Source organism: Vibrio sp. 1F263 (assembly GCF_041439035.1).
GTDB lineage: Bacteria > Pseudomonadota > Gammaproteobacteria > Enterobacterales > Vibrionaceae > Vibrio > Vibrio tasmaniensis_A.
The window spans coordinates 215,112-240,690 of the sequence record NZ_JBGONI010000002.1; the positions used below are offsets into that span (position 1 = coordinate 215,112).

Here is a 25,579-nt window from a genome sequence, read left to right on the forward strand (position 1 = left end):
CCTTTACTGAATTCTGGTGCGTAACAACAAGAACATAAAATACAAACCGCCGACCAAGTTAATGATCACGCTCACAGTGGTTTCAAACGCCATTACTTTTTCAATGAACCATTGGCCTGAAACCAATAGAACGACCGCTAACAAACTGCTCGCGATGATAAGCACACGATGTTGATAAGATTTGAATATCTGACGAGCTAAGCTCACGGTGATTAAACCAAAGAACAGCACAGGGCCAACCAAAGCCGTCGATACTGCGACCATCACTGACACAATCACTAAGGTAATCTGAGTCAATCGCTTGGTGTTAACGCCCAAGCTTGTCGCGTTATCAACACCAAGCCAAAGCACATCAAGCTTGGGAGCCAACAACCACAGGCCAAGCAAGCTCAAACCCAGTGGAATAAGGCTGAGGTAAACCAGTTCACCTTTCACGTTATTGAAGCTCGCGAACATCACATTTTGCAGCACGGCAAACTCGTTCGGGTCAATCAACATCGCAAGGAAGTTAGCCAAGCTTGAGAATACGCTGCCGCACACAATACCAATCAACAACAGTGTAAATACGTTGTTTCGCTTGCTCTTGAAGTAAAAATGGAACAGCGCAAACGAGAACAAGATCATCACAGTCACAGACAATGAAAAGTTCGCGATTGAATCAATCACCCAGAAACTGGTACTGCCAAACACAAACAGAAGCACCGTTTGAACCAGCATATACAGACTGTCAAAGCCCAAGATGGATGGGGTTAGAATTCGATTATTAGTAATGGTTTGAAAAACCAATGACGATGCAGAGATCGCCACCGCCGCCAACACAATCGACAGCAGTTTGGGTAGTCGCAAAGACAAGAAGAATTCGTAGTTATCCCACGTAAGTCCCTGCCCCACAAATACTGCCGCCATACCCAAAGACGCGATAGCCAGAATCGCAATTTTTACTGAATCACGCATTCGACTTGTCTCTCATGATCAGGTAGATAAAAATCAAGCCGCCAAAGACACTGATTACCATTGAGATTGGAATCTCGTAAGGAAAGATAACGATTCGAGCTAACAAGTCGCAGACCAATACCAAGATCACGCCCCAGTAAGCTGTCCAAGGCAGAATCTTCTTCATGTTATCGCCCATCATCAACGACACGATATTTGGCACGATAAGGCCAAGGAATGGGATAACACCAACGATCATCACCACAGAAGAGGCGCAGATAGCAACCAATGCAACACCAATGAATACGATCTTCTGATAATTGAGGCCAATGTTTTTTGCGAAGCTTTCACCAATACTTGCCGCACTGAACTGACTCGCAAAGTAGTAAGCCAATACACAAGCAGGCACTGCGAGGTAAAGGATTTCATAGCTGCCTTGCAATACACTCGCAAAGTTCGCCATCGTCCAAGCCGACATGGTTTGTACTAAATCGTATTTGTAAGCAATAAAGGTTGTTAGAGAGGAAATAACGTTGCCATACATGATGCCAATCAAAGGTACCAACACCGCATTCTTGAACTTCAAGTGTTGCAGAAAGCGGACCAATAGCATGGTCCCGAAAACCGCAAACGCGAAAATGAAACCTAAATAGCTCCATTGCGCGGCATTGCCCAGCACCAGAATACCGACTATATATCCAAGCATGGCGCAATCAATCGTGCCCATCGTCGAAGGCGCAGCAAACTTATTCTGAACAATCTGTTGCATTATCAAGCCAGCAACACTCAAGCCAGCACCGGCAAGCACAATCGCGAACAGTCGAGGGATCCGACTAACAACATAAATAGAGTTGGCGTGTTGGTTGCCATTGAAAAAATCGCTAAAACTGATCTCAGCGACTCCAATCATTAATGACGCAACGCATAACACAATAAGAAATACAGCAGCTGCAATGGGTTTTAACATAGAAGTAATACTAAAGGTAGGATCGGGGAGACCGTATAAAAAAGTGAAAAAGGGCTTATAAGAACACTCTTATAAGCCCGAGAATCTGATGACTAGTAACTATTGAATCGTACGTTCAATGTCACCCAACATTTTGTGAATCGCTGTTACGCCGCCACCTACCAGATACCAAGCACTTGAATCAAGGTAAACGATGTTCCCTTGCTGCGCTGCAGGTGTTGCTGCAACCAGTGGGTTGTCAAACAGCTGTTGTGCGCGCCCTTCTGACTTACCGATCGCTTTTTCGCGGTCAAGCACGTAAAGCACTTCAGGTTTTGCATCAGCAATATATTCAAACGAGATTAGATTGCCGTGATTCCCTTTAATCGGAGCCACTGTCGCACTCTTTGACTCCACAAAGCCAAAGTCATCAAAGATGATTGAGAAGCGACTGCCCTTATTGAACATCGCAATGTTGTTGCCGTTGTTCATTAGCATCATTGCTAACGTTTCGTCAGACGCGACTTTGTCGTTAACCGCCGTGATAGAAGCTTGAGTCTCTTTAATGAGCGCTTCTACTTTAGCTTGCTTACCAAAGAGCTTGCCTAGCGCGCGCCAGTTTTGCTGAGCATCAGCCCAGTATTTGTCACCTTCAATAGAGAACATGATGGTCGGAGCTATTTTTGCTAGTTGATCGTAAACCTTAAGCATACGGTTTTCGGCAATGATGATGTCAGGCTTCAGCATGTAGATAGCTTCAAAATCAGGTTCACTCAATGAGCCCGTATTTGCCGTCGTATCTTTGTACGAAGCTAGATAGTCAGGCATTAGGCTGTGAGGCGCGCCAACTGGCTGTATACCAATCTGATCAAGCACATCCAAGCTACCAAAGCCAAGTACTACAACGCGCTGTGGTACTTCGGTAAACTGCACCGTGCCCTTTACGTGTTCAATAGTGATTGTTTCCGCTTGAGCGGTCATTATCAATGATGATGCAAGAGCGATAGCAAGCCCACCCAATAACTGACGAACTGAATTGATTGTTTTCTTCATGTGTCTTCCTTTGCCATGGATACAAACCACCACTCATGACAATAAAAGTCACATTACTCATAGATGAGCATGGGGCATACACAACGGCTAAATAACGATAATTTAAAGTCTGTCATTGCTTTGACAACAAACTTGTAACGCAAGTGAGAACTATTATCAATTATATTTGCGTTAAATTAGCGACACAACAACTTTATTATTCAGAAATGTAAAAGTGAGTATTCATGTTTTGCGTAGTCGGGAGAGATATTAGGAATCAAAAATAGCAAAAAGAGAGAAGAGGAAAATGATCATCAATCTGAAGAAAAAACTGATGGGGAAAAGTGCCCGAAAACCCTGTAATTACAACGCTAATCCCCTAATTACAACGCTAAACCTCAGTGTCACGAATTGTGATTTACAATGTAAAGACCAAGTATAACAGACACTTAACTACCACTAAGTTAATGCCTCAATTAAAACCACCAATGACAAAGAATACGAAGCGGTGCAAAACCGAGCCTCAGTCAGATACCATGGTCAATCCCCTGTCCTTCGTTCATTTAACTATCAATAAGCGACGGCAAATCATTCAAAAATATTTTTAAATTTAATTAGAAATAGGGTTGTAATTTAAAAAACTAGGCGTATAGTTCGCCACCTGGCTCTAATCTATAGAGCTGTTAATGCTAAAGTAAGTCCAAGTTCCACATAGACAGTTCTCGATTCCCTCGTTACACCATCTCTGCGTCAGCTTTCACCCAGATAGTCATTCAATAGCTTTTAAATTCGATCCTACTACCGATCTCTCGTCATTCGCTCTTTTATCAGCGAAGTCAGAATAGATCGATCACTTAAATACAAATGTAATAAACACAAGGCACAGTTATGTCACGCAGAACAACACGACAAACCCATTGGTACCAACTATCACGCGAAAAAACAGTCAATAAACTAAAAGGTAATAAATGCTCAAGATTAAAATAGACTTACACAAAGAAGAGATTTCATGGGTCACAGAGATTCGACAGCTCAATAGCGATATACTCCACCGCCACATATTGCCCAAGCTACAACATCATAGTTATCTCATCGACTTTGAATTTAATGAACGAGAAAGCATCGGAACTATCGTTTCAGGCAACGGAAACACCCTAGGACATTTCACACTCCTATAGCATTTCCCATCGGCGACAAAAAGAAACACCGTTTAGTTCGACAGATATAAAAAAGTCAAAGATGTCACCCTCAATTCGCTCTAGCAGAACAAAATAGAGTAGAAGTAAAACAGATCAGAAACCTAGCCCTTTTTGCATTTCACACGCGGCTAACGCTAGCTAGGTTATCGTGCTTCTATTGAAACCAACTTATATCAAACTCTGAATCACCAATGAGTCATTATCATTGCATTCATGGGCTAATAAGTTAACGGCATCGACCTTAACTTTTGATCAAGAGTATATAAGTGTTCTGCAGCTTGCATGTGTTGAGGGTAATCGCTGAATTTCTCACGATTCTCCTCATTCATCTTACATGTCTCATCCACCAGCATTAACTTCCAATACAGCTTTGTTGTATGCAGCATCGCCAGTAAAGGTTTGAACACCTCTTTCTCATAAGCTTGAATCAACTCTTCAATCAACTCGTCACGTTCGTCTTCACTTGCGATTGAACCTTCGGTTGCCGACAACACTTTTTGATACTTCAGGTTTTGTTGCAGCTTATCCATCACCGTTTGGTTTTCTTCCGCTAACTCAACAAGCTTCGACTTAATAATGTTCACCCAATTCTCTTGGCTCAGTACTGTGCCATCAACACTGTTAAAGTCTTCTCGTATCCGTCGTTCAACACCTTTTTGAGCTTTCTTTAAAACCGCACGCACCTTTTGGAAAGGCAGCTGATATTCCTTACTTAGCTCGATAATCAGTTTATGAAAACCACCATTTGGAAGGTGTAAGTTTTCCTTAAACGTCGCCATTGCAGCTTCTTGCTGCTCTGTAAGGTGAGTCATTCTGTTTCCTATTCTTTATCACTTATGGTGCTGAGCCCGCGATCATACCACTATATAACCTCGTTTTTTCGGTAACTTGATAGGTTATATCTAGGTGCGTACTTAAATTCTCTCAATACGTTATCTTTTGGCTACTTATTAATCCATATGGCGTTAAATGGTAAAACTGGTCATCGATTAAAATCCATACTGCACCTGTTCCAACAAAACAGACTTCTAACTTATACAGGTACTTAAATGAAAAAGATTGCACTTAAGATTGAGACTGTGCAAGTCGGATACTCACCAAACTCGCCACCATGATGGCTAAATAGAAACTGCCGATAACGGACTCCATGAACACAAAGAATTGAGCAATAGGCAATGCTGGTGATATGTCACCATAGCCAACCGTAGTCAACGTGATAAAGCTAAAGTACATCGCATTAAACAAATTGGTTAGCCAGATTTGCTCTTCTAACCCATTAAAGGCGTTGGGGAATATTTCTAAAATCAACAAGTAGATGGTCGACCAAGCGAACCCCAACAACAAGTAAATACAGATCGAGCCAATAATGTGATTGGGCGTCACCGTCTTTGCTTTCATTACCTGTTTGAGAGCGGAATAAATATGTGAGAACAGAAACACCGCCAATGCCGTTAACGTCACTATCGAAAGGTTATAGTCCTCCAAAAACGAGAATACCCCCGACACCGTAGCGGTTATCAATAGCAGACCATACCAAGAGCGATACAAGGCTCGCTCTTTATGTATTCCCACTATCGAAACAGCCAAAGTAATAATGATCAAAAACAGAATGGTCTTTTGACCTTGCGGATAAAACTGCTGCATCACCGCGCAACCAAAAAACAACACCAACAGTGCATAGAATAAGAAGTAGAAGTTGTCGTCTTTAGAGACTGGCTTCATCTATTTTTCCTCTGCCTCTGCTGGTTTTTTCTCAGTTTCTTCTTGGTTTTTCTCTTCAAGTCCAAGCCATGCCATCATCAGCTCATAGCTTAAACTCAGTATCACAGCACCAACAAACAGACCAACGATGCCTGACATCGCCATTCCGCCCAATGCACCCAGTAGAATAACCAACATTGGGATATGAGAGCCGCGGCTCAATAGCATCGGTTTCAAAATAGCGTCACTGCCACTGACCAAAATACACCACACTAAGAACAGGCTCGCCGCTAGCGTCGATTCAACACTGAACATGTAAATAATTGCAGGCAATAAAGCAAGAATCGGCGGAAGTTGAATAATTGCAATGAGCAGAACAGCTAATGCCCAAAACGCAGCCGCAGGAACACCTGCAATCACTAAACCAATTGCTGACATAATGGATTGAATCACAGCAACACCTATCACACCCTGCACGACACTACGTACCGTTGATTTAGATAACTGTACCAACTCTTCACCTTTACCATCGGTTAGGCGAGCCACTAAGTGAGTGACCCCCGTTTGGCACTTATCGGCGTTACTCATAAATGCGCCAGCAATGATGGTAGAAATAATAAACTGAATAAACCCACCGCCGAGAGAGCCTAAAACAGAAGCAGCTTTAGTCGCAAACTGTTTCAGTTCGTCAGCATACTTTATGAACGTACCTTCAATATTATTGGAGGCAGCTACCAAGGTTGAATATACCTTCTCCCCAATGAACGGAATATCTTGTAAAGACTCTTTCGGTTTAGGTAATGACAATGTGCCATCTTGAAGCCCTGTCATCAGATCAGAAGCGCTGGTGTAGATACCAGAGGAAAGCGCCGCCAAAGGAATAAACAGAAGAATCACACCAATAAAGCTAAGCAATGCACTGGCTTTTCCTTTCGACATTCCCGTCTTATTTGAAATCGCGACAGCAACTGGATAGAGCGCAGTCGCAATGATCGCCCCCCAAATAACCAATAGAATGAATGGGCGTAAAATCGCAAAACACCAGTAGACGAGCATAGCAATCGCTGCAATTTTGATGGCAGCGTCTATCGCCTGTTTTGAAAAATCGTCGGTTAACTTCATGAGACGTCCTTGTTAGACAAAATTAATGCTGATTTTGTAGAAACTTCCAATTCCGAGTTTCTAGAAATAAAGAGGCCAAAATCATATATATGCCAATTAGCAATAATTGGAATATGCGAATAAAAGTGTTGCTATCGATATCGCCGGAGCTCATCAATGTGCTACCGACAAGTACTAGCAAGGTACTAAATGCAGTGGCGAAAATCGGTGCTTTTTCGGGAACCGTGTAGATCTTCTTAGCAATCACAATAGCGACCAAGCCTATGAATAAAGAGTAGAAGATAATATTCGGAACAATCGAAAGGATTGAAAAAGCCGCTATCGCAAGCAAGCCACCAATGCCATTGCTGATCACCAGAAATGCACTTAATTTGACTGATTTTTCTGAAGTAATCATTAACGATAACAACGCAATAAACATCATGGTTAACAATGCTTCAGATATCTGAAAAATAAAGAAAAAGCACACAACGGGATAAGAGATAATCATCGCACGGAAAGCCGCATACCAGCGCTCTGTCTTATTGAAAGGTACCGACGCAAAGCCAGAGAACTCCGACTTAGGTTCAGGGAAGAAGACATGAACCAGCGCAAAAATAGTCACCGACACTACACCAGAAGTCGCTAAACCTGATGCCAACAATACAGAGACTCCGGGGTTATCAATCGCCATAAAAGGCAGCATCAAAACAGCAATCAACAGTATGGTGGCGAACAGATTCCATTTAGGGTCTACAAACAAGTAGTAACCCCAAAGCATCATTAGCCCCACTAAAATCAGTAGTGGGATCGGGTAATGGGTAATTCCTCGCGACAGCAATAAACCTAACCCCATGGTGACAACAACAGCCAATAACAATTCGTAGACCGTTTCCTTATGGAGGTTTGGTTTATCAATTAAGAACTTAGCAGTGAACACTGGCGCCACAAACGCAAGTGGCCAGTTTATCCACGCCGCCAAGAAAACAGCCAACGTGACCCCGACAGTAAATCGCAGGATACGTTGCTGTGTTTGTTGGTCAGGAATCGGCTTATCGGACATAAGACAATACGCTAATCAGACGAATCCATACTTTGCCTATCGCGTTGAACACAAAGTTATCGCCGCTATAAACAATCACATCCGCTTGGCCACCCACTCGGAGCATGCCTGTCACTTCTTCATTATCAAATTCAATGGTGATAGGAAGCATCTGTGTTTGGCGCAACCAACCCGTTTGTTGGCTAGCTTGCGCAAGCTTACCTGCTTGATCATTTTGCCCCCAATCAACACCCCAATCGATGCTACTTACGCGCCCTTTTACCACTTTGCCCGGTGCGAAGTCTAACGCCACTTCAACTTCATCACCGACCGTTACATTACCTAGGCTGTTCTCTCGATAATAAGCTTCAATCCAAATATCTTCGGTTGAAACAAAGGTCATGATTGCTTGCCCTGCCGATGCATAAAACCCTTCAGACAGGCTAAAGTTAGAAACACCACCTTGTGTCGGCGCGGTTATCACGGTGCGCTCTAGGTTCAATTGAGCTTGTTCAAGTGCCAGCAACGCCGCTTTCACTTGACTGTTTTCTTGTCCCTCTTTACCCATTTGTTGCTTCGCACCTTCAAGATCAGCCTCTGCATTCACAACAGCTGCTCGAGAGGTCGCTAATGCTGCTCGCGCTTTATCTGCATCTGATTTAGAAACCACACCTTTGTCTGCCATCTCTAAAACACGCTTGGCTTGTAGTTTGGTGTTTTGTCTTTCAACAATCGCTGAAGTGAGTTTCGCTTGCGCTGAAGCAATACTCGCGGTTTGAGCACCGACATTTTGGCCTGCAATCTCTAAATTTTGCTCGGCTTGTTGTACTGCAATTTTGTAATCAGACTCATCTAAAATGGCTAACTTGTCACCTTGATTAACCAGTTGGTTTGGTTGAACCAGTATATCGAGCACTTTACCCGACACCTCAGGCTTGATTGGAACGATATAACCTTTTACACGAGCATTATCAGTTATAGGGATGATGCGGTCTGAAATGACACTGAAGAGCAACATGAATGCAACAAACAACAATAGGTAGTTTGTGACCTTTCTTACTTTGTCTTTTCCATTTTCTTGCTGGCCAACTTCTTCATTGGCTTCTTGCTTATTCCCTTTGGCTTCTGACATGGGGCTCCCTTCTAGATAACTAACATCAACAAAATTAATACTTTAAAAATAAACCCAGCAATGGAAAACTCAAGTAAATCGGGTTAGATTTAGTAAACAAAACGTTGCAAATGATATGCACGTCTAATAATGCAACAATATATACAGGATTGTATTCTCATGACCTCTAGTCACTACCAAGTCCCAGTAATTCAGACGAACTACGCTAAAATTCTGGTTCAGGTTTTTTCTGACTATGGTCTTGATTTACATATGTTGCTTAAAGATTCCGGTTTACCACCAGACCTTATCGAATCAGAAAGCGATTTTGTGCCATCGGAATCCATTAAGCGTTTGATTTATCTCACATCGGCGCAACTTGGCGTATCTCGGTTCACCGATATTCTAGGACTCGCATTTCGACGTCGAATCATCCCAAATGTCTTGCATCAATTTGCCGAATTTAAAACCATTGGTGATTCGCTGAAACACCTAAATTCAATCTTTGCCTACGACTCCCCAGGCAGCAAAGTCGAGCTTATTCAAGAACACGGCCAAAGTTGGTTTTGCCGAACTGCACCCGAAGACAATTCCCCTACGTTTCAATGGGGAGAAGCTTTTGCAATTACATATATCATTGAGTTAATAACCATTTTATCCAAATCCCCATGGTTGCCTAGTAAGGTGCGTCTGCAAGGACATGACATCGATGTCGTCAAAACACTGGTGCCAAGTAGCTGCCAATTGTTTGTTGAACAGTCGTCGACGGCTGTGCTGATCCCTGAAGAAATCTTACAACTCCCAATTCGCCTAACCTCTAAAGAACTCAGTGCTAAACCGACGCTTATTGAGTGGCACACCAGCTTTACCGATAGCGTTTATGAGCTACTCAAGCCCTACATGAAAGAACAAGATCTCTCACTTGAAGAAGCGGCTGAACTGCTCAATTTTTCTGTGCGAACGTTTCAACGCAAACTCAAAAATGAAAATACGACCTATCGAAAAATCAAAGAAAACCTAATGTTTTCAGTCGCATGTGAGCTGATGGAAGAAGGACACACGCTGACCTACATCTCTAGCCAACTCGGCTACACCAACATCTCTCACTTTTCTCGGGCGTTTAAGCGTGTGTCTGGTCTTACGCCGAAGATTTACCAACGTTCAATTTTGGACTAAGTGTAGTTTTGGACTAAGTACAATCTGGCCTCCCTCTCAGTTCCATTTGTAAGAGTGTCGCTAGATCTATCGCGCCCCAAAGCTCCTCTACGTCTTGTACCCTAAAATAAATAATCATACTTACTCCTCTTTAAGTCGAAGTACCATCTTGGATCAATCTCGACAGAGATACTTACCATAATGCGCCACACCCACTTTAAGAGCTGTTTCGCATATAAAATAATAAGCGTTTGAAAGTTATAAGTTTATCTCCTAAGTTTTTTATGACCCTTTACTCAGGAAGATGTAGATGAGCAATATAGAAAAAGTATATGGATTTAATACGCCCCAACGGCTCTTTGTCGGTTACACACTCGCCGTACTCGTTGATTTAACCGTTCTCAATTTTTTTGATGAATATTGGGACTTCGTCAATATCGAGTCTTTCACCATCTCATTTGCTGCTGCGATTTTGCTACAGCTGTTGCTCAAGTTGTCTATCGGCTTAGAACATAAGCTCGCGGATTACTTCAAGTCGAAACCCGGCACTGCCCCTAAGATCTACAGAGGCCTGTCGAGCTACGTGATTCTGGTCGGTTCAAAGTTCGTGATGCTTGAAGCGATCAACATTCTATTTGGTGACAAAGTCGATTTCACAGGGCCTTGGAACGGTGTCGTCGCCTTCTTTGCAGTGGTATTTACCATTCTGGTTGCCGAAGTGATTGTTTCTAAAATCTACTTTGCATTGGATGACACGCAGAAAACCGAAAAAGCCTAACTGCTCTATCAATTTTCAAGTGAACTGCCAACAATAAGTGGGCTACTCGGGAAGCCGATAACGTTGCATCACTAAAAAGCAAAACGCTTCCCGAAGGATCGGTTAAAAGCGTTTTGCGCTTTTTTGAGAGAGTGTTGACGGAGATGAGCTTAGAATGACGAGGTTACTTCTCCCTCGCCACGATTAAGACCATTTTTAGCTCGCTCTAAATTTAACCGCGAAAGATCTGTGCACCAAGAAGGCTCTCACATGATCGTAAATCAGGTTGAATACAAACGCGTAAATGGTAATAAAAATGGTCACGCCGATATCCATTAAGAACGCCTGCCATATACCCACGTTAAGCAGGTAAGCCATCACAGGGATAGTCGCTATCAACAGACCAGCTTCGAACAGCACCACGTGAAAAATACGTAATTTCAGCGAACGCTTGGATTTTTCACCCGTGAAGTAGCGATCAAAAATGCGGTTAAAGCAGTAATTCCAAATCATAGCGATTGTCGCAACAACTATCATAGTTCCTGATAAGGCATTCACATCATGATCGGTAAATATCGCCAAGCCTATGATTGAAAGTGTTACGGCCAAAACTTCGAATAACACTGAGTGGAACACTCTTTCTAATGTACTCATACATTCCTCTAAATAATCTAGTATGTGTTGAATTAGCTCGGATTATGTCATCGGAAATAATAAGAGAAAGTTAACAGCCATCACGAATAGTGATAGCCTAGGAGTTATTACCCCCTTTGGTATTGAGCGAGAGGTAACATGTACAGTTTTGAGCAATTAAAAGTCTTCGTCACCGTGTGTGAAAGTGGCTCTTTTTCTGCTGCAGCACGCAAGCTGAAACGCGCTCAGTCTGGTGTCAGCCAATCGATCGCCAACCTAGAAATAGCTATCGACCAAGAGCTGTTTAACCGCGAGAAAAACATCCCTGTTTTGACCAACACAGGTAAAGCCTTATTGCCTGTCGCTAAGTCGATTCTCGACCAACAAAAGTACTTCGACCAAAAAGTAGAATCGCTGACACAAGAAGATGAACACGAACTGATCATTGCCATTGATGAGAGCATCATAGACAAGAACTTCATTAAGATAATCAGCTCACTAGCCGATCAGTTTCCAATCACACACTTCGATATTATCACCACCTCAACCTTCGATGTTGAAGACTTAGTGAGACGTGGCAAAGCGCAGATAGGCATCATCTATGCGGATGGTGAACTTAAAGTGGATATGGACTTCTTCTTACTGGGCCAAGCACGTTTTCTTACGGTTAGCTCCGCCACTCACGAACTGAGCCAAATGCCCGTCGTTCAAGACTCAGACCTAAAGCGCTATCGCCAATGTGTGCATCGTAGTTCGAAGCAGCGCGAATTGTGGTTCACCTATGGTATCAGCTCCATGCTTTGGTATGCCAACAACCACAAAACGATCATCGATCTCGTTGAACAGAACGTAGGGTGAGCAAATGTGCCTGAAATGATGGTGATGGAAGGGATTCAGAAAGGTGACCTCGTAGCACTGCCAGTGGCACACGAGCATGGTGGTTGGATTACTCCAGTGGGTTGCTTAGTGTCTCGCAGCCATATCAATGGCCCAGTGTTAACAAGTTTACTTGAAAAACTAAAAGGCCACTCATTAGAAAACAATCAGTGGCAGCCAACTAATCCCCCCAATTCTTGAGCTCAGCCTATTTCAGCAACTGAATCCTAAATCAATGACGGTGGTGTTTTCTCCAGCACTACCTCATTTCCACTTTTTGTGCCGATAATTTTCTTTGTCGTGTGGATAAAACACCCTAGTTGATATCCCAAAGTGACATAACTAGTATGCGATCCCAAAGGGTTTGTCTTATCAAACTGATATAGACAAAACCAAATCGCTCTTTAACACCACTGACCCAACTTCAAATCTCCCACATAAGTGCCCCTGCCCTGCAACCACTTGTGACAGCTTCAAATAGATCACTTTTGAATATTGATTCGCACCCAGTTTATGAGCCCTCTTTGAGTGCTTTTTTATATCTAAATGAACCTTTTGGAAAATTTGTCGTGAACGTTTTAAGAAATATTTGCCCTGAGAAAATGGGCAAAGAGCGTAACAAACGAGAGTATGATTTACGCGTACTTAATTGTGTCAGTGAAAGCGAGTATGAATCGCGTATGGCAGTTTGGAATAGCTTAACTTTGGTTGCTACTCCGTCTGTTTCAGAAACAAAAGGCTTCATCGATGAGGCTTTCAACAAACTTCAGCAAGACTTGAAAGAAGCGAGCCGCGAGTTATCGATTAACTACACGGACTTCATTGCAATGGCGCATGAAGAACTTAACTACATTAAGGTGTTTGTTGCTGATAAGACCGCACAATACGGCTGGTATGCCGCGATCGTTCTTATGATCATCGGTACTGTTGCTTTATGCGCTCAGTAAACAAAACTGTGTATTCAATAAATTGTCTTAAAAGCTCAAGCGATAGGCCAATTTAGCCTTTCTATGAGCCTGTTGTTTAACTAGAAAACAAATGGTTAACCTCATTTGTTTTCTAGCCGATACCCCTTCACTCCCCCATTAGAGCCAACAGATCCTGCGTCGCTTGTTTTGGATCTTCAGCGTGACATATCGCAGATACCAGTGCTAACCCATGAATACCGCTCTCAACTAACTGCGGGATGTTCGATTCGTTAATTCCACCAATACCGACAATCGGTAGCTTCGTTGTCTCCAACGCCATTTTAATTCCATCATAGCCCCAATGTTTCTTTAGATTCGTCTTGGTCGGTGTGGCAAAAAGCGCACTGAGGCCAATGTAATCGATCGGTAAGCTATCGGCTTCTTGTAACTGCTGTTCAGTTTCAATTGATAACCCAAGAATCTTATCTGGACCTATCAACTGGCGTGCTAACTCTGCAGGCATATCAGACTGTCCTAAATGTAAGCCGTCAGCATCCACAGCCAACGCAACGTCTACCCGATCGTTAATGATCAGCGGGACACCAGAGCCAGCCAAAATCGACTTAACGGCCTGCGCACGTTCAATAAAAGCTCTGACATCTCCATGCTTCTCTCTTACTTGAACCATAGTGACACCACCAGCGATTGCTTGTTCAACGACAAACTTAAGCGTTTCAAGATCTTGCAGGTCATCAGTAACCAAGTAGAGCTTATAAGGGTTCATATCGTGCCTTTGGAGTCGGAGTCTAAATTGCGTTTCTACTATTTTACCGACAATTTGCATCATGTGCATGGAAGTTAATAAACAATTAGCTCAATTAAGCATGCTCCAACAAATATGCAACCCATTGAAACGATACTAAAAAACCGGATTTTTTAACGAAAGCGTTACTTATTACACAAACTATTCACTTAAGCCTGCCCAGAACACTGTTTTATGGAATACTTCGCAGTGAAGGAATCAGGTAAATATAGGGATAGTTATGCGCCACCTTTCTATAGCATTTAAGATCAAGCTAGGTTATGCCATCTGCTTGCTCTTTTTCGTCATTTCAGGCTTTGTGAGTTACAAAGGTATCCAAACCTTGTCGAACGGCTTTAGCCAATACAGTGTACTTAGCCAGAAAGCGACACTGTCAGGCAACATTCAAGTGCATTTTCTGCAGATGCGCTTAGCCTCTGAACGTTACTTAGAGTCATTGGATGAGCAATACGAAACGAATTATCAATCAAGCAAACTCGCGATTGATGAACTGCTCAACAACTTAATCCAAACCACCACCAAAACCGATAGCCTAGCTAGCCTGCAATTAGTGCAAGACAGCGTGGCGGCATTTGACACGGCTTATGGCTCAATGAAACAGAGCCAGCTGCTCATCGACCAATTGGTGAATGTTGAGATGGTCAAACGAGAAACCAACGCCCTCAAAGCCGCGCAGAGCTTGTTGTATGAGTCTTACAACAACAATGATCCAAACGCGAGCTTATACGCGGGTATGTTGATGGAGAACTTCCTCGCAGCCAAGATCACTGTACTGAGTTACTCAAACAACAACGACCTAAAAACCTATGAAGCGGGTAAAGATATCTTTGAATACGCGTTGCCGGGTATTGAAGGCGACATTGAGTCTCTTAAATCATCCCCTTACCAAAGCGAGTTGATTGAAGATTTCTCTAACCAGCGCGAAGCGTATGCAAAAGGCTTTGAACAAGTTCATCAGCAGATGATTGAGAACACGCAAAGAACTGCAACGCTTGCCTCGATTGGTGACAGCTTGGCTATCTCGGTAGCCGATGCTCAAAGTATTCTAGAGCAACAGAAACAAGCATTAACGCCAGAGCTTCAAGCCAGTGAGAAACGTTCAGTTCAAATCATCTTCTTGCTAACGGGTGTGGCTTTGGTGATTGGCATGACGAGCGCCGTGTTGGTGACTCGTTCTATTACCAAAGGCATCGCACAGGTTAAACAGATCACCAATGAGCTTTCTCAAGGCAACTTAAATGTTGAAGTGAACATCGAGAGCAAGAACGAGATTGGCGAACTGCTGACCAACATGGAGATCACCATTGAATCTCTGCGCGATATTGTCGGCCAAGTGAACCGCTCTAGTGTGCGTATTGGTGAGATGTCGGAGTCGCTTAATCAAGTGACTAACACCAGCTCAACTAACGCGACCCAGTTGAACAGCGAGATGATCAATATCTCGTCAGCCGCCGATCAGTTGGCTTCGAGCACATCAGAAATTGCTGCAAGTGCTAACCACGCGTCTCAAGTTGCAAACCAAGCGACCGAGAATGTGGCGATGGGACTCAAAGAAGTGGACAAAACACTGCATGAGATTGGTAGCGCCGATGAAAGCATGCAGGTCAGCAGACAAAAAGTGACTGACCTCCACAAAGAGTCGATGAACATTGGTGCCATTCTTGAAGTAATCAAAGGCGTTTCTGAGCAAACCAACCTATTGGCATTGAACGCTGCCATTGAAGCCGCTCGTGCAGGTGAGCAAGGCCGCGGATTTGCTGTCGTAGCCGATGAAGTAAGAACGCTCGCTAAGCGTACTCAAGATTCTGCAAGCCAGATTGATGAACTCATCACCTCACTGCAACGTGGCGCTAAAGATGCGTTAGAGTCGATTAAAGAGAGTCACAGCACGGTTTCAGATGCTTCAACTCAGGCACAACAAGCTTCTCAGAACTTACATGTGATTAACCAACACATCCAAGATTTGAATCAGGCCAACAGCCAAATTGCAGTATCTGTAGATGAGCAAGATTGCTTGACCAAGTCACTGGGTGAAAACGCGCAAGGTGCCAATACCATCGCGCAGAGCAACCAAGAGTCTGTAAGCAGCATTTCTGGCGCAGCGAGCGACTTAACCGAAGTTGCTCATCACTTAGAAAACCAAGTGAATCGATTTAGAACCTAGCTAACTTTCTGTCTCTGTTATTCAAAGTCTCTGTTATTTAGAGCCTCGCTTATTGAAAACATAGCGAACACGGTTTATATAATAAGAAAGCCCCCAGCACATTCGTGTTGGGGGCTTTTTAGTGAGCTAAATGCTTATAGACAGATTGAATCTACTGAATCTTCAAACGTTGAATCAGAGTCTCTTCATCCAATTGATATAACTCATCAAGTAAGTTCATTTGCAAGCTACCTGGGCCGCGTGAGCTCTCAGCCGAGATTTCACCAACCACACCCAATACCGCCGCAGCAGCCAAACCACTTTCATCACCAACAGCAGCAAATGCGCCCGTCAATGCCGTTAAGGTACAACCCATGCCGGTTACATACGGCATCATTGGATGACCGTTGTTTAACGTCACAACACTGTCTTTGGTGACAACGTAATCTGTCTCACCAGAAATCACCACATTCGCACCGTATTCAGCGACTAAGCATTGCGCTGCGCCTAATGCAGCATCACTGCTATCTAGCGCATCAACGCCTTTGCTCTGTGCTTGCTCACCCGCTAACGCGATAATCTCAGACGCATTACCACGAATGATTAACTTATCCGCTAAACGTGCAATTTCACGAGAAGTCTCGGTACGCAGCTTACTTGCGCCACAACCCACCGGGTCAAGAACCACTACCTTGTTGTTCGCGTTGGCTTGTTCTATAGCAAAACACATTCTTGGCGTCCAAACGCTGTCGAGCGTGCCGATGTTGATCACCAAAGCGCCAGAGAAAGACATCATCTCAGCCAGTTCTTGTTTTGAGTGCGCCATGATAGGTGAAGCGCCAATCGCCAATAACGCATTGGCCGTATTGTTCATCACGACGTAGTTGGTGATGTTTACAACCAGTGGTTTTTGCTCTCGTACTGCGCGCAGCGATTGGATGATTTGTTCAGTTAGCATGGATAAATCCTTATTCGTGAAAGTCGGTTTTAAGCCGCTGCAGGTTGGCTAGCGACAAGGTTTAGCCGTGATTAGTCATTAAGTGCATTCAAGCCTTGCTGCCAAAAAGCCACTTCCATACGTGTTGCTGTTTTGAAGATATGAACGATGTTCTGACCGCGCTCGCTGTTGATATCAATTTCAGCAAGCAGTTGATTGAAGTATTCCGCGCCCGTTGCCACACCAGACTGGAACTCTTCACCGCCATACAGTTGCAACCAGCTCGCATATGGGTTGCCTTCTAATACAGTATCACTGCTTTCTAACAGCGCTTTACCGATAACAGCGTAACCAATTGAACACGGAGCCAGTGCTGCATATAAGTCGACAAGATCACCCGTCATACCCGCATCTAGAACGTAGCGCGTGTAAGCGACTGTGCCGAAATCTTCAGGTTCGTTTTCTAAATCCGATTCGGTTAAACCCCACTGACCACAGTAAGTCACGTGGTGAGAGATTTCAGAATCTAGCAGAGCATGAACACTAGGCAGTGCACGACGCATATCAGCCAAGGTTTTTGCCTTGTAAATCGCCAACGCATAAGCGCGGGCATACTGTTTTAAGAACAGAAAATCTTGCTTCAAGTAATGCAGAAAACACGGCTGAGCGAGAGTGCCGTTTGCCAGCGTTTTAACAAAATCATGCTCAGTGTAGTCTTGCCAATCTTGCTGACAAGCTTGGATTAAGTCTTGGTATTTCATGAGATTCCTTAGTCAAAAGTCGGTACGTAATCTGCGGCTTTTGGTAGTGATTTGATAATGCCTTTGTCGAACATGAACTGCGCGTAATCGTCGTAACGTTTCAGGTCAACTGCAGAAGGGCGAAGCGCAAAACGAGTCAGCGTGTCGTTCCATGCGCGTTGGTTAAGTTCGTTGTTCAACGTATCTGGTGAATACGCCACAAACTCACTCCATGAATCTTGTGGATGGTTCACAATGTAAGTCGTTGCTTGCTCAAGTGCTTTGTTGAACGCTTTGATCGCTTCGTCGTCGTGTTTCTTTGCGTTCGCCACAAAGATCAGCTCGTCGTAAGCGGGCACACCGTGCTCTTCTGGGAAGAATGCTTTCGCTTTAAAACCTTCAAGTGCTAACTGGTTGGTTTCGAAGTTACGTAAGCCACCCCAAATTGCATCTACCTTACCCGATGCTAATGAAGACGACAGTGCCCAACCGACATTGATGGTTTGCACGTCTGTAAACGCAACATTTTCTTGAGCTAGCATGGTGCCGATAGTCGCTTCTTCGTTACCCGCAATCGCAATACCGATCTTTTTGCCTTTCAGATCCGCTAGTGAATCGTTCTTGCCATTATCCAAAACCATCAACGTATTCAATGGTGTTGCGATAAGAGTAGATGCACGAACGAGAGGCAAACCTGCCGCTACATCCATGGTTAAACTTGGTTGGTAAGTTACCGCTAAATCGACCTTACCGGCAGCAACCAATTTTGCTGGCGTGCTTGGGTCGGCTGGCTCTTGGATTTCAACCTCTAAGCCTTGGTCAGCAAAGTAGCCACGCTCTTGAGCAATCACAATTGGGCCGTGGTTCGGGTTCACAAACCAATCCAACATCAGTGTCAGTTTCTTTTGTTCAGAATCCGCCAATGCATGACCTGAAACTAGCGAAGCAAGCAGTGCCACTGCACCTACCAATTTGGTATTTTTCATAGTTAACCTTTCCTTTTGAATATTATTGTTGTGTGTATCGAGCTAATTTTTAACGAAGTTTGGTTCAGATAAATAGCGTGAGCGAAGCTTTATTAAACAAAGCGTTATTGAGCGAACCATCATTGGTTTTCCCAAGGGATAGCTTTTTTGAGTAACTTGTCTGTGATGAAGTAGAGCGAGATAGACAGCACCGCCAAGATGAATAAGGCCGCAAACATTTCATCAATGATCATGCGTGCGTTGGCTTGCAGCATTAGGTAACCCAGCCCTTCACTCGAACCGACCCACTCGCCGACAACCGCACCAATTGGGGCAATAACCACAGCCACACGAATGCCAGACGCCAGTGTTGGCAGCGCAGCAGGCAGTTGGATATAACGCAACAATTGCCATTTCGATGCACCCATGGTCTTAGCAAGATCAAGATAACCCGTCGGTGTATTACGCAGGCCGTCGTAACAACAAGTGGTCACGGGGAAGAAGATAATGATCGCCGCCATCACCACTTTTGACGCGATGCCATAACCAAGCCACAGCATCAATACTGGCGCAATCGCAAACACAGGGATCGCTTGGCTAGCAATCAAGATAGGCAACAACCAGCGTTTCAGCGGTTCGAACATCAACATCTGTAGGGCGAAAAACAGCCCCATGGATAAACCGAGCAATAGACCAAGTAAGATCTCCTGCGCAGTCACCCAAGTGTGTTTAAGTAACACATCGTAGCGTTCAATCAGTTTTAAAAAGACTTCTGCAGGCGCTGGCAGAATGAAGCTAGGCATCTCGAAGATAACCACCACCAATTGCCATAAACCTAGAATCACAGCACTGCTGATCAGCAAACGCATAACGGGATTCATCTGACGAGGGCGCTTAGTCGTGATCTGTGTGTTAGCTGAACGGATCACAGCTTCGCTTCGTGTTAGGTCATTCATAATCACGCTCCAACTGATCTAAGATCGCTTGTTGCAGCTCAGCACATTCACCGTCTAACACTCTTGGTGTGGCCGTATTAGGCACAGACAGTGATTGTGCATTCGCAGGTGTGCCTTGCAACACATACAAATTATCCGCCAAACGCACCGCTTCTTGTGGATCATGAGTAATCAACACAACGGTTTTATCTCTTAACAGTTCACACGCTAAGCTCTGTAACTTGTGTCTTGTTACCGCATCCAGCGCAGAGAACGGTTCGTCCATCAGCACAACAGGCTTGTCTTGCATTAAGGTTCGAGCCAAAGCAACACGCTGACGCATGCCGCCAGACAACTGATCCGGCATCGCATTCGCGTAATCAGCCAAACCAACCGCAGCTAACAACTCTAGTGCTTGATTGGTTTGCTGTGCTTTATCAAAAGCTGGATTTTGAAAACGATGACTTAGGCAAACATTGTCGATAACCGACAACCATGGCAGTAACAAGTCTTGCTGTGCCATGTATGCGATGCGATCCGTTAAAGGCAATTCATCAGACGTTGCCAATGTGCCCTGCCACTCCACCTTGTCGTCCAGCAAGCCTGCCAGATAACGCAATACCGTGGTTTTTCCGCAGCCACTTCGACCTAGCAATACCGTCCACTTACCTGCGTTTAAGCTAAGCGACAACCCAGATAAGGTCGCGTGCTCACTGTCGTTATAACGTAAGGAAGCATTGCTGAGTTGAACACCAACCGTATTAACGGACATTACCGTGTCCAGCGAAGAAGTGATTTACCGGGCCATGACCTTGACCAACTTGCAACTCATCAGCATGAGCAATCGCGCGAGAAATGTATTGTTTGCCTAGGTCAACAGCTTCTGCCAGCGTGTTGCCCTGAGCCAAGAAAGAAGCAATGGCAGATGAAAGCGTACAGCCCGTGCCGTGGGTGTTTTTAGTCGGGAAACGCTTCGCGCTAATCAATGCAGACGTCGTCGGGAGAATCAGTAAATCGTTACTGTTCTCATCTTTCTCCAGGTGGCCACCTTTCAAGAGAACGGCTTTAGCACCCAGTGCGCGTAAGTCTTCAATCATGCCCTGCATTTCAGCTTCGCTTTCAGGTACTGGCTTGCCTGTTAATGCAGCACCTTCTGGTAAGTTAGGAGTAATGATATCTGCCAGCGGAATCAGCTCTTGTTTCAGCGTGGTGATAGCCGAGTTTTCTAACAGCAGATCACCACTTGTCGCGACCATGACAGGGTCAATCACTAAGTATTTAGGTCGGTACTGCTTAATTTTGTCTGCAACGACTTTGATGATTTGCGAATCAGCCAACATGCCGACTTTTACTGCCACGATATTGAGATCAGTAAAAACCGCATCTAACTGGCTAGCGACATGGTCGAGTGGAATAGGAAAAATGGCTGACACGCCTTGAGTGTTCTGGGAAGTGATCGCGGTAATCACAGAACAAGCAAAACTACCGGTAGCAGACATGGCTTTAATATCCGCTTGGATACCTGCACCGCCGCCACTGTCTGAGCCTGCGATAGTCAATACAATCGGAGTATTCGTGCGAATCGTGTCTTCAGCAGAGTGCTGCTGTGTTGAGGATTTTGGAGTTGAGGCTTTTGGCGTTAAATCTTTTGAAATAGAACTGTGTGTCATTGTCGCTCCTACTATCTTACAAGACGCAGGAGAACGAACACTGATCGAAGGAGAAGTCGCATTAGGCTCATGAAAGTTTTCATGGGTGCAGACGTAGATCGAGTGCTTATAGTTCCCTACGCCAGTGTTAACTGAATCAGGTTCAACGGGTCTCGACTAACGATCTCAGCAAACACCAAATAAGGTATGTGCCCCCCGACTATTGATAGCGATAGTAACAGCACTCTCACAACTGAGATACTCATTTTATTCAATTATACTAATTACGCATGAATAAATTTCAATTAGGCAAAACAAAACAAATACTTATAACGTTCCTTTAGATGGCTTCGACTGTACAAACAAGCACAGCACAATCAGAGACATACCTAACCAGCCTGTAAAAGGAATCAGCTCACCGACAACACAGACGGCAAGCACCGCTGCGACTACTGGTTCAAACAAGGTCAGCAGATTGGCACTGCTCGCGGTCACGTGGCGTAAACCAAAACTGAACGCGATATAGCCCAAGCATTGTGGAATTAACGTCAGATAACTGATGACGAATACGTTGGTCTGTGAGGAAAACAGGTTATCACCAGTAAACCAGAGCGTTGGCAGCAACAGCATCGCACCAAGGCCAAAAATACTGCCCATCGCTGCTTGTGACTTAATCCCTTTATCGATCAGTGCTTTTGTCGCCCAAGAATAAATGGCGTAACACAACCCAGCGACCAGACCTAAGCCAATACCTAACAGCTTGAGATCATCACCGGATTCATTCGCCGATGAAGGTTCTGAAAACACCAACAACCCAATACCTACCACACCAATCGCAAAGCTAGTGAGCCAACGTCGGTCAATATTACTCTTTTTGCTAATCAGACACTCTAGCAATGCGGAAAAGAAAGGTGCGGTAGCAATCGAAACCACGGTACCAATCGCCACGCCTGATAATTTCATTGAAGAATAGAAAGCTAAAGGATAGACCGCCAAAGCCAAAGCGCTCACTGTCAACAGCTTCTTGTTCTGCATAAGTTTGTCGAAAGCGAATAGGATTTTTCGATACGCCAAGCCCGCTTGTATTAGGCCACCGACGCCCATAGAAAAAGCGCCAATTGCTAATGGGCTTAGATCAGGAGCAAAACTTGCGGCGGTGCCTGTCGTGCCCCATAAAATAGAAGCAAACAAGATGGCTAAAGTGCCCGTTTGGAATTCGTTAACGCGATTGATGGCAAGATTCATTTCTATTACCCAATTTTCAGTTCTGAAATAGATAATAGTGAAGATGCCTTAAAATTAGTTTGCAGAACGGACGCTATTGTTGTTTCTAAAGACTCTCTTTCATTGAGCCCAGAAACGCCCTTGGTGACATCCCAGAGTGCAGAGAGAAGCGACGACTGAAAGCAGAAACATCACTATAACCCACGTTTTCAGCAATCAATTGAACCGGTAAATCGGTATGGGTTAACAGGGCTTGAGCTTTCTCCATACGATAGCGAGTGATGTATTTAAGCGCACTGATGCCCAAGCACTCTTTGAAGCGTTTTTTGAATTGAGTGGGACTCAAACAGGCCGTTTCTGCAAGTTGTGAAATAGAGAGAGGTTGGGCGTAATTATCCGCTATCAGCCTTTGTACCGTACGGATTCTTGGGTCGATACTCTTGCTGACTTGTTGTTGCTCTAACAGCAATGAAAACACATCCAAAACTGATGACTCAATGCCACTATCGACCTGATATTCCAACTGCTTCTCAACAAACAATAAGAAGCTCATCAAAGGTGGCGTTATCGTGAAAACCGAGAGCTCATGCTCTAACAAGTGCTGCGGCAACTCCGCCATATCCGCGACAATAAACCGCGCGGCTTCATCCGCCTTAAACGCATGCGCTGTGGTTACCGGAATCACCACACATTCTCCCACGGCCACTTTGCCGACATACCCCACCATTTCAATATTAATACTGCCTTGGATCGGCAATACCAATTGATGATGGTCATCATGAGCATGGGTATTAAATTGCTTGGTGTAAGATCGAATGCTTAAGCTAGATTTCATAATCAACGCCGGAGTAGATCGGTTCAGAACGAGTTAAAACACGAAACTACATGATTTGAACAAATGAGTCACTTCGGGTTGGCATTTGTTAGTACCCTAACCTATTCTAATGGCGATCAAAAAAGCCGCTCAAGCATCAATCACAATGCTCAAACGGCTTTTTATTAGAGTCTAATTAGCGCTGCCAAGAGCCGTTAGCCAAACCGGCTATCGCTCATGAGCTCAATCGCCATATCACACTCGATTATTTTTGAAGTTGCTCTTTAGCCGCTTCAACCTTAGAAAAATCTAGGTCAAGCTCTTCAACTGCTTCTTTGATTAGCGCAGGGTTTTGCATTACCTGACCCATCAGCATTTGAAGTTTGTCTTGAGGTAAACCAAGTTGGCTGATTGTCGCCATTGCTGCAAGAGGGTTCTCTGTCAACGTCTTGAATATCTCGCTGATCTGCTCGTCGCTAATATTGTTCTCTTTCAACATTGCTAAAATCGGGTTCATTTTTTTGCCTTTGAAACACTAAATTAAGTAGGAGCACAGCATACCATCTAGCTGTGCTCGATTGTACTAACAAGTGAAGCTTTGGTTTAACGCGAACCGCACTTTTCCCAAACGCAAATAATGCTTGGGCTTAACGAGATTCCAATGGGTAAGAACGGTAGCTCCACATGCCATAAGTTCTTAGAGCATCACGGTAGATACCTAATAGCTCACCACTGCTCGCTTTCTTAAGATCTTCTAGCGGCTTGTCTGGGTAAGAGACCGTATCGAAGGTAATGCCCTGAGGGCCAGTTTGCCAGCTAGCAATTTCAAACAGAGTTTGACCACGACGAACATGGCTTGCCGAGCTGATAATGGTCGCGTGTTTAATATCATGACGAGCAAGCGCATAGCTACTGAACAAGGCATTGCCTACCGTGCTGGTCGCGTAGTTCTCTTCAATGATGCGGTCTTTGCTTACCCCTTTTGAGATAAGCCAATCCGCCATTAACTTACCTTCTGTCTTATGGTTCTTAGGCACGCCGCCGGTTAACACGATCATCGCGTCTGGGTTCGCTTTCGACATTGCTAATGTCGTTTCAAGACGTTCAATCAAGATCTCATGCATAGAACCATCAGGGTTAAGCGCGTAACCCAAAGTGACGATGGCACCGTGGTCGCTCAACAGTCCCTTATCCGCAGACTCTTTAAGAGGTGTTTCTAACACGCGGTCGACCGTTGCAAAAATACGTTTGATGTCTTCTGCTTTACCTTTGTTCAGGCTTTCCAGCTTCTCCATGTGCTTATTCGATTCACTTTCATTGCCTTCAAATCGCTGCCAAACCGCTAGATACGCATGAAGGTCGACATCGTCTGGCGCAACCGTCAGTGCTTGTTCAAACAACTCAATAGCGCGTTCTGCGTTCTTGTTGTAGATCTGAGCGTTCGCTGCCGAGATCAACAAGTCAGTACGGTAAGGTTCTAGCTGGTACGCTTCTAACAATCGGTTAGTCACAATTTCCATGTTGCTTGGCATTTTAGCCGTGAAGCCCGCGTGTGAAATTCTTGCCGGAGACTTAAACGCCTGCAACGCATCAAGAAGTAATTGGTCGACAACTTGTCGCTTAGTCACCAACTGCGCGTAATCCGCTGAAGCCTGTACTGCGCCATCGTTAGCAGCAAAAGAATAAGGTGTTGCGCCAAAAGCGAGCATGCCACCAAGAGCGAGGGCGATAATGTTCTTTTTCATGGAAAGATCCTGTGTCGTTAAGTGTTCACATCAGATTTGCTCACCAATGTAAGCCGCCAAGATTAAAAAACCGTGAACCAAACCTTACTCTCCAAGGTTAATATTCATTTGTTGCATAAGATGTGGCTGCAGATCACGATTTTATGCGCCAGAGTAAGCTCAAATATCCAGATAGCTTCGAGTTATGAGTGGCTCCCTTAATGATTTTGG

25 protein-coding genes, 1 pseudogene and 1 riboswitch are annotated in these 25,579 nt (G+C 44.4%); of the genes and pseudogenes, 6 read left to right on the plus strand and 20 right to left on the minus strand.

The window, feature by feature from the left end; genetic code table 11:
- Positions 1 to 3 precede the first annotated feature (3 nt).
- The 3 genes from ACED25_RS02195 to ACED25_RS02205 all read right to left on the minus strand — a co-directional run bounded on the left by ACED25_RS02195 (position 4) and on the right by ACED25_RS02205 (position 2,932).
- Positions 4 to 954 (minus strand): iron chelate uptake ABC transporter family permease subunit, encoded by a 951-nt coding sequence (locus tag ACED25_RS02195; RefSeq protein ID WP_012600923.1) that lies wholly within the window; start codon positions 952 to 954, stop codon positions 4 to 6.
- Positions 947 to 1,900, minus strand: a complete 954-nt coding sequence (locus tag ACED25_RS02200; protein ID WP_371694539.1) for an ABC transporter permease — start codon at positions 1,898 to 1,900, stop codon at positions 947 to 949. The genes ACED25_RS02195 and ACED25_RS02200 overlap by 8 nt, the downstream gene beginning before the upstream one ends.
- Before the next feature lie 99 nt (positions 1,901 to 1,999).
- Complete coding sequence (locus ACED25_RS02205; protein ID WP_371694540.1) at positions 2,000 to 2,932, minus strand: siderophore ABC transporter substrate-binding protein; 933 nt, start codon at positions 2,930 to 2,932, stop codon at positions 2,000 to 2,002.
- Between the two features lie 947 nt (positions 2,933 to 3,879).
- On the opposite strand from ACED25_RS02205, the gene ACED25_RS02210 reads away from it, so the two are divergent.
- Positions 3,880 to 4,089 (plus strand): hypothetical protein, encoded by a 210-nt coding sequence (locus ACED25_RS02210; protein WP_004731601.1) that lies wholly within the window; start codon positions 3,880 to 3,882, stop codon positions 4,087 to 4,089.
- Positions 4,090 to 4,328: 239 nt separating this feature from the next.
- Here the strand turns inward: ACED25_RS02210 and ACED25_RS02215 are convergent, their stop codons facing one another.
- The 5 genes from ACED25_RS02215 to ACED25_RS02235 form a co-directional block, all read right to left on the minus strand.
- Entirely contained in the window at positions 4,329 to 4,922 is a 594-nt protein-coding gene (locus ACED25_RS02215; RefSeq protein WP_371694541.1) for a hypothetical protein, read from the minus strand.
- 253 nt (positions 4,923 to 5,175) lie between these two features.
- Entirely contained in the window at positions 5,176 to 5,832 is a 657-nt protein-coding gene (locus ACED25_RS02220; protein WP_371694542.1) for a potassium channel family protein, read from the minus strand.
- Complete coding sequence (locus ACED25_RS02225) at positions 5,833 to 6,933, minus strand: AI-2E family transporter (RefSeq protein WP_012600929.1); 1,101 nt, start codon at positions 6,931 to 6,933, stop codon at positions 5,833 to 5,835.
- A 22-nt stretch (positions 6,934 to 6,955) separates the two neighbouring features.
- Complete coding sequence (locus ACED25_RS02230; RefSeq protein ID WP_371694543.1) at positions 6,956 to 7,975, minus strand: DUF2955 domain-containing protein; 1,020 nt, start codon at positions 7,973 to 7,975, stop codon at positions 6,956 to 6,958.
- Positions 7,965 to 9,086: an HlyD family secretion protein gene (locus ACED25_RS02235; RefSeq protein ID WP_017096363.1), complete on the minus strand. Its 1,122-nt coding sequence runs from the start codon at positions 9,084 to 9,086 to the stop codon at positions 7,965 to 7,967. Before ACED25_RS02235 ends, ACED25_RS02230 begins: the two co-directional genes overlap by 11 nt.
- 159 nt (positions 9,087 to 9,245) lie before the next feature.
- Here ACED25_RS02235 and ACED25_RS02240 point away from each other — a divergent pair, with 159 nt between their 5' ends.
- On the plus strand, positions 9,246 to 10,241 hold the full coding sequence (locus ACED25_RS02240) for a helix-turn-helix domain-containing protein (RefSeq protein ID WP_371694544.1): 996 nt from the start codon (positions 9,246 to 9,248) through the stop codon (positions 10,239 to 10,241).
- A 289-nt stretch (positions 10,242 to 10,530) separates the two neighbouring features.
- Positions 10,531 to 10,998: a hypothetical protein gene (locus tag ACED25_RS02245; protein ID WP_012600934.1), complete on the plus strand. Its 468-nt coding sequence runs from the start codon at positions 10,531 to 10,533 to the stop codon at positions 10,996 to 10,998.
- A gap of 195 nt (positions 10,999 to 11,193) precedes the next feature.
- On the opposite strand, the gene ACED25_RS02250 is transcribed toward ACED25_RS02245, so the two are convergent.
- Positions 11,194 to 11,631 (minus strand): PACE efflux transporter, encoded by a 438-nt coding sequence (locus ACED25_RS02250; protein WP_371694545.1) that lies wholly within the window; start codon positions 11,629 to 11,631, stop codon positions 11,194 to 11,196.
- A gap of 138 nt (positions 11,632 to 11,769) precedes the next feature.
- Between ACED25_RS02250 and ACED25_RS02255 the strand changes: the two are divergent.
- Together ACED25_RS02255 and ACED25_RS02260 are read left to right on the plus strand one after the other, a co-directional pair.
- A pseudogene (locus tag ACED25_RS02255) lies at positions 11,770 to 12,687 on the plus strand (LysR family transcriptional regulator).
- 401 nt (positions 12,688 to 13,088) lie between these two features.
- Positions 13,089 to 13,433 (plus strand): hypothetical protein, encoded by a 345-nt coding sequence (locus ACED25_RS02260; RefSeq protein ID WP_009844840.1) that lies wholly within the window; start codon positions 13,089 to 13,091, stop codon positions 13,431 to 13,433.
- A gap of 127 nt (positions 13,434 to 13,560) precedes the next feature.
- On the opposite strand, the gene thiE is transcribed toward ACED25_RS02260, so the two are convergent.
- Positions 13,561 to 14,178: a thiamine phosphate synthase gene (gene thiE / locus ACED25_RS02265; protein ID WP_371694546.1), complete on the minus strand. Its 618-nt coding sequence runs from the start codon at positions 14,176 to 14,178 to the stop codon at positions 13,561 to 13,563.
- Positions 14,179 to 14,437: 259 nt separating this feature from the next.
- On the opposite strand from thiE, the gene ACED25_RS02270 reads away from it, so the two are divergent.
- Positions 14,438 to 16,381 carry a methyl-accepting chemotaxis protein gene (locus ACED25_RS02270; protein WP_371694547.1) on the plus strand — a complete coding sequence of 648 codons (1,944 nt, stop codon included), beginning with the start codon at positions 14,438 to 14,440 and terminating at the stop codon, positions 16,379 to 16,381.
- 151 nt (positions 16,382 to 16,532) lie between these two features.
- Here the strand turns inward: ACED25_RS02270 and thiM are convergent, their stop codons facing one another.
- From thiM to ACED25_RS02320, 10 genes are all read right to left on the minus strand, one after another.
- Positions 16,533 to 17,318: a hydroxyethylthiazole kinase gene (gene thiM / locus ACED25_RS02275; RefSeq protein WP_371694548.1), complete on the minus strand. Its 786-nt coding sequence runs from the start codon at positions 17,316 to 17,318 to the stop codon at positions 16,533 to 16,535.
- Positions 17,319 to 17,389: 71 nt separating this feature from the next.
- A complete protein-coding gene (gene tenA, locus ACED25_RS02280) occupies positions 17,390 to 18,058 on the minus strand; it encodes a thiaminase II (RefSeq protein ID WP_009844836.1) in 669 nt (222 codons plus the stop codon).
- An 8-nt stretch (positions 18,059 to 18,066) separates the two neighbouring features.
- Complete coding sequence (locus tag ACED25_RS02285) at positions 18,067 to 19,023, minus strand: ABC transporter substrate-binding protein (protein WP_102557129.1); 957 nt, start codon at positions 19,021 to 19,023, stop codon at positions 18,067 to 18,069.
- Positions 19,024 to 19,142: 119 nt separating this feature from the next.
- Positions 19,143 to 19,958 carry an ABC transporter permease gene (locus ACED25_RS02290; protein ID WP_371694549.1) on the minus strand — a complete coding sequence of 272 codons (816 nt, stop codon included), beginning with the start codon at positions 19,956 to 19,958 and terminating at the stop codon, positions 19,143 to 19,145.
- A complete protein-coding gene (locus ACED25_RS02295; protein WP_371694550.1) occupies positions 19,951 to 20,709 on the minus strand; it encodes an ABC transporter ATP-binding protein in 759 nt (252 codons plus the stop codon). Before ACED25_RS02295 ends, ACED25_RS02290 begins: the two co-directional genes overlap by 8 nt.
- Positions 20,699 to 21,607 (minus strand): bifunctional hydroxymethylpyrimidine kinase/phosphomethylpyrimidine kinase, encoded by a 909-nt coding sequence (thiD, locus tag ACED25_RS02300; RefSeq protein WP_371694551.1) that lies wholly within the window; start codon positions 21,605 to 21,607, stop codon positions 20,699 to 20,701. The genes ACED25_RS02295 and thiD overlap by 11 nt, the downstream gene beginning before the upstream one ends.
- A gap of 96 nt (positions 21,608 to 21,703) precedes the next feature.
- A riboswitch (TPP riboswitch) is annotated at positions 21,704 to 21,815 on the minus strand.
- A 98-nt stretch (positions 21,816 to 21,913) separates the two neighbouring features.
- On the minus strand, positions 21,914 to 22,831 hold the full coding sequence (locus ACED25_RS02305) for a DMT family transporter (protein WP_371694552.1): 918 nt from the start codon (positions 22,829 to 22,831) through the stop codon (positions 21,914 to 21,916).
- Between the two features lie 85 nt (positions 22,832 to 22,916).
- The gene (locus ACED25_RS02310; protein ID WP_371694553.1) at positions 22,917 to 23,645 is read right to left on the minus strand and encodes a helix-turn-helix domain-containing protein; all 729 of its coding nucleotides are present in this window, start codon (positions 23,643 to 23,645) and stop codon (positions 22,917 to 22,919) included.
- A gap of 244 nt (positions 23,646 to 23,889) precedes the next feature.
- Entirely contained in the window at positions 23,890 to 24,141 is a 252-nt protein-coding gene (locus ACED25_RS02315; RefSeq protein ID WP_371694554.1) for a DUF2999 family protein, read from the minus strand.
- Between the two features lie 130 nt (positions 24,142 to 24,271).
- Complete coding sequence (locus ACED25_RS02320; RefSeq protein WP_017077471.1) at positions 24,272 to 25,369, minus strand: YdcF family protein; 1,098 nt, start codon at positions 25,367 to 25,369, stop codon at positions 24,272 to 24,274.
- Between the last annotated feature and the right edge of the window lie 210 nt (positions 25,370 to 25,579).